General features: G+C 68.2%; 5 protein-coding genes. 3 read left to right on the forward strand and 2 right to left on the reverse strand.

Going from position 1 to position 5013, the window contains the following annotated elements; translation table 11 throughout:
• Positions 1 to 572: 572 nt before the first annotated feature.
• Both CCS01_RS00390 and CCS01_RS00395 read left to right on the forward strand, forming a co-directional pair.
• Positions 573 to 1814 (forward strand): MFS transporter, encoded by a 1242-nt coding sequence (locus CCS01_RS00390; RefSeq protein ID WP_104516864.1) that lies wholly within the window; start codon positions 573 to 575, stop codon positions 1812 to 1814.
• A 117-nt stretch (positions 1815 to 1931) separates the two neighbouring features.
• Positions 1932 to 2273 (forward strand): hypothetical protein, encoded by a 342-nt coding sequence (locus tag CCS01_RS00395; RefSeq protein ID WP_239991957.1) that lies wholly within the window; start codon positions 1932 to 1934, stop codon positions 2271 to 2273.
• A gap of 152 nt (positions 2274 to 2425) precedes the next feature.
• Here CCS01_RS00395 and kdsA read toward each other — a convergent pair whose 3' ends face one another.
• The gene (gene kdsA, locus CCS01_RS00400; protein WP_104516866.1) at positions 2426 to 3265 is read right to left on the reverse strand and encodes a 3-deoxy-8-phosphooctulonate synthase; all 840 of its coding nucleotides are present in this window, start codon (positions 3263 to 3265) and stop codon (positions 2426 to 2428) included.
• A gap of 361 nt (positions 3266 to 3626) precedes the next feature.
• Here kdsA and CCS01_RS00405 point away from each other — a divergent pair, with 361 nt between their 5' ends.
• A complete protein-coding gene (locus tag CCS01_RS00405; protein ID WP_239991958.1) occupies positions 3627 to 4457 on the forward strand; it encodes a CHAP domain-containing protein in 831 nt (276 codons plus the stop codon).
• Between the two features lie 15 nt (positions 4458 to 4472).
• Here the strand turns inward: CCS01_RS00405 and CCS01_RS00410 are convergent, their stop codons facing one another.
• Positions 4473 to 4676 carry a hypothetical protein gene (locus CCS01_RS00410; RefSeq protein WP_104516867.1) on the reverse strand — a complete coding sequence of 68 codons (204 nt, stop codon included), beginning with the start codon at positions 4674 to 4676 and terminating at the stop codon, positions 4473 to 4475.
• Between the last annotated feature and the right edge of the window lie 337 nt (positions 4677 to 5013).

A 5013-nucleotide genomic window follows, 5' to 3' on the forward strand; every position in this document is an offset into this window, starting at 1 on the left:
GCACAGGCGGGGCGTCAGCGCCGCCCACCGCCAAAGCCGCGTAAGTCATCCAACGCCGCCATCATCGTTCCGGGTACGTGGCGCTAATTCAGCGCCACGGAGAAGAAACGTCGCCTGGAAACTACAGCTATAAAACAGAGGCATGGCGGCGCGGCCCTGTCGTCATTGCGGCTGCCCGGGACAAGCCCGGGCACAGGCGCTCCGGGCTGCCGTCCAGGCGTTTCTGTGGCATCAACGAAAGGCGTGGATGCCGGACCTCCGCCCGATATGACGAAATAACAACCATCGCCACGTTTACGCCAATGATGCCTTGCGGATTTTGCAGCCGGACCCGCTGTCTGCAAAGCTATCCCTGCCAACGACCGGGGAAACGCCTTGATGCCGAAACGCCGTCTCGACGCCCCTGCCCTCCTGGCAGAGGCGGTCACCCTTCATGCCGGAATGCCCATACATTCCCGCCTGCGCTTCGTTTCCCGTGGTACCAATTTCCGCCACCGCCCCGGGCCGGCATCGGCGCGCAGGCCGGGGAACCGGTTGCCGGAGAACGGACCAGCCGGGGCCATCCCGCCCCGATGACCCGCACCAGCCGCTTCGAGGTCCTCGCCCCCTTCACGGTCCGCAGCTTCCGCTTCCAGTGGCCGGCGGACCTGCTGACCTCCTGGGGCCTCGAGATGGAGAACCTGATCCTGGGCTGGTACATCCTGACGGCCACCGGGTCGGTGCTGCTGCTGACTGTGTTCGGCGCGCTGCAGTACGCCGGCACGCTGATCGCGCCGCTGTTCGGCCTGGCCGGCGACCGCCTCGGCCATCGCAACGTCCTGTGCGCCATGCGCGTCGTCTATGCCGCGATGGCGGCGACGATGACCACGCTGGCGGCGCTGCACGTCCTGACCCCGGCCGCCGCCTTCGCCATCGCCACGGTCACCGGGCTGATCCGCCCCTCCGACCTCGCCATGCGCAACGCCCTGGTCGCCGAGACCATCCCGGCCAACCGGCTGATGGCGGCGATGGGCGTGGCGCGGACGACGGTGGATTCGGCGCGCGTGTTCGGCTCATTGGCCGGGGCCGCGGCGTTCGCGCTGCTGGGCATGGCGCCGGCCTACGGCGCCATCACCCTGTTCTACGCCAGCGGCTTCCTGCTGACGCTGGGCGTCGGCGCGCCGCGGCCGTCGCATGCGCTGGCGCGGGTGTCATTCTGGCGCGACCTACGCGAGGGGCTGGCCTATGTCTGGGACAGCCCCGCCTCGCTGGCGGCGATGTGGCTGGCGTTCCTGGTGAACGTGACGGCGTTCCCGCTCACGCTCGGCCTGCTGCCGTACGTGGCGCGCGAGATCTACCACGTCGGCCAGACCGGGCTGGGCTGGCTGGTTGCCAGCTTCGCGTTCGGCGCCCTGACCGGGTCGATCGCCATCGGCGTCGCCGGCCCGCACATCCGGCCGGCGCGGATGATGCTGATCAACGCCGCCTGGTGGTACGTCATGCTGCTGGCGTTCATCCACCTGCCCGGGATCGCCGCCGGCCGCTTCGCGTTGGTGCTGGCCGGCTTTGCCCAGAGCCTGTCGATGGTGCCGATGGCGGTGATGCTGCTGCACGGCGCCGGCGCCAAGTTCCGCGGCCGGATCATGGGCGTGCGCATGCTGGCGATCTATGGCCTGCCGCTTGGCCTGATGGCCGCCGGCGGCCTGATCGAGCGCTTCGGCTTCGCCACCGTCGCCTCCTGCTATTGCCTGACCGGGCTGGCGCTGACGCTGGCGATCGCGCTGCGCTGGCGCTCGGCGCTGTGGCCGCCGGATGCGCCGGCTAATGCTCGTTGAAGCTATGACTTCATTGCAAAGCCGATCGACGCAAAACCATCCCGATCCTGCCGCATTCCGGCCACGGGGGATGTTAAATGTGGGCCTGTGAAGCAAGGAGTATAGGCCATGTGGCGGATGAAGTCCCTGTTGGTCGCGGCCCCCGTGGCGGCAGGATTGCTGGCTGCCCCGGCCGCTCAGGCGCAATGGCACGGACGTGACGGGTATGGTCATTATCACGGTGGCTACTATGGCCACCCGCATGGCGGGAACGGCGCCGCGGTGGCCGGGGCGATCCTTGGCCTGGGCGCGGCCGCGGTGCTTGGCGGCGTGATTGCCTCGCAGGCCTACAGGCCGCCGGTGGTCTATACCCCGCCACCGGTGGTCTATGCGCCGCCACCCCCGGTCGTCTATGCGCCGCCGCCTCCGGTCTATTACGCGCCGCCCCCGCCCCCGGTGTACTACGCGCCGGGCTACTGACCCGCCAGGCTCGGGCGCCCACACCGCAACCACGGTGGACGAACGCCTGAGCCCACCCAGAGGCGCCGTTGCGGCGCAGGCAGGCTTGATCCCCGCTTCGGCACGGTGTCGGGCCGGACCTCTCGTTGGCGATGCCGGACTGGCCCGCCCGGTCAGTCTGCCTGCTTGGCCAGGCCATCGAACGCGGCCAGGCGGCTGACCAGCGCCTCCATCGCACGCAGCGGGATCATGTTCGGCCCGTCGCTCGGCGCGTGATCCGGGTCGGGATGCGTCTCGATGAACACCGCCGCCACGCCCACCGCCAGCGCCGCCCGCGCCAGCACCGGCGCGAATTCCCGCTGGCCGCCGGACGAGGTCCCCTGCCCGCCCGGCTGCTGCACCGAATGCGTCGCGTCGAACACCACCGGATACCCGGTGCGCGCCATGATCGGCAGGGCGCGGAAATCCGACACCAGCGTGTTGTAACCGAAGCTGACCCCCCGCTCGCACAACAGGATATTGTGGTTGCCGGTGCCGGCGATCTTGGCCGCGACGTTCGCCATGTCCCACGGCGCCAGGAACTGGCCCTTTTTCACATTGATCGCGCGCCCGGTTTCCCCCGCGGCCAACAGCAGGTCGGTCTGCCGGCACAGGAAGGCGGGGATCTGCAGCACGTCGACCACCTCGGCCACCGGCGCGCACTGCTCGGCTGTGTGCACGTCGGTCAGCACCGGCAGGCCGGTCGCCGCGCGCACGTCGGCCAGGATCTGCAGCCCGGCCGCCATGCCGATCCCGCGGGCGGCCGAGGCGCTGGTGCGGTTCGCCTTGTCGTAGCTGGACTTGTAGATCACCGGCACGCCGGTGCGCCGGCTGATATCGGCGAGCGCCCGCGCCACCTCCAGCGCATGGTCCCTGGATTCGATCTGGCAGGGGCCGGCGATCAGCACGAAAGGACGGTCATTGCCGATGTCGATGGCGCCGACACGGACGGTGCGCGCTGCCTTGTCCTTCATGCGGAAGGTCCTTTCCGGGATCGGGTCAGGCGCCGCTTCTCGGCGCAAGCCGGGCACCGGTCAAGCGCCTGGCGAGGCGGCTGAAAGAGTCAGACACGCAAGGAGATCAAGTAAATGTCTGTGACTCGAAACGGCGAGTCGCGGATCGGTGCAGAAAAGCCACATATGTGACATATTTCTTGACACATTGATAACAAGCGCCTGAGAATAAGATTAATGTCCTGAAACTCATTCTATCCACAGCCCAAAAGCAGCAAAGTACCATCGCAATTGGAGAAATCCGCCTGACAAGGGTTGTCACAATTGCAACCCTGCTGTTACCGCCCGCGTTGTCACCGGCGATTTGAAGGAGACAGGGCAGATGCGGACACTCGGAACAGGAACAAAAGCGTACCTTCTTGGCTCGGCGCTCCTGTTCACCAGTCCGGCATTCGTGACAGCCGCCGACGCGCACCAGACGCATGCCGGCGCGGCCGGTGCGGCGAATCATGCGCATCACGCCGGCTCCCGCATTGCCGCAACCTATCACGCCGGCCACCGCCACGTGCCGTACGCGCATTCCCACGTCCACGCGAGCGCCGCGCATGGCTATGGCCATGCCATGCGCCGGAGTGCCGTCTATTATGCCGGGATCTCCTGCGTCCCCTATGCCCGCGAAGTCTCCGGCATCATGGTCAGCGGCAACGCCTGGCAGTGGTGGGGCAACGCGGCCGGCCAGTATGCCCGCGGCTACCGGCCCGAGGTCGGCAGCGTGCTGAACTTCCGCGCCAATCCCCGCATGCCGCTGGGCCACGTCGCCGTGGTCACGCGCATCGTCAACCCGCGCGAGATCGTCGTCGACCAGGCCAACTGGGGCAGCCACGGCATGCGCGGGCGTATCTCGCGCAACGTCGCCGTCGTCGATGTGTCAGAAGCCAACAACTGGTCCGCCGTCCGGGTCGAGCTTGGCCGCAGCGGCGCCTTCGGGTCGGTCTATCCGACCTACGGCTTCATCTACAATCGTCCGGACACCGGCCTGCTGACCGCCAGCGCCGATCGGCCGACGCCGCTGCCCGCGATCAATCCCGTTCCGTCCGACCTGCGTCCCGCGGCCGAGCGGCCCTGGCACACGTATGAAGAGGTGGCCGAAATGCCCAGCCGCGCGCCGCATCGCCTCGACCTGAGGATCACCCAGGTGGCTTCCGAGCGCTGATCGCCCGGCAGGCGGTCACACGTTCACCAGCGGGCCGGTATTATCCGGCAGCGGGCGGCACGCGGCCTGGGTGACGTTGCTTGGCGTGTACAAGTCCCAGTCATGGCGGCTCTGCGTGGGCTGCTTGACCTTGCACAGCCAGGCGGGATGGATCTTGCGGTCATCCTCGCGAATGCGCCCCGGCCCAAGGCAGTCGTCGCCGGCCGGCACCGGCTTCATCCGCGCCACCGTCGCCGCCCCTGGCCACCGCGGCGCCCATGCCGGCCACGGTTTTCAGGCCGTGCGGCGCGCAGGAAGCATGGTGCGTCGTTTGATGGCCTGCTTCAAAAAATGCGGTTCCGAAGGGTCACTGCCTCACCGTCATGGCCGGGTGTGTCCCTACCGCATGCACACATCCTGGAAACAACCGCAAAACCAGGCACTCGCCCAATGCCCGGGAACGGTGCCGCCTGGTCGCGGCGGTGCGTTTGGCTGGCAAGCGGCCGGCCGAGGGTACGCAGGGGCGCGTTGCCGTGGTGTGGCTCGCACAGCCGGTGTGGGGCATCCTGCCCACCGG

Origin of the sequence: Rhodopila globiformis, assembly GCF_002937115.1 — a bacterium.
GTDB lineage: Bacteria > Pseudomonadota > Alphaproteobacteria > Acetobacterales > Acetobacteraceae > Rhodopila > Rhodopila globiformis.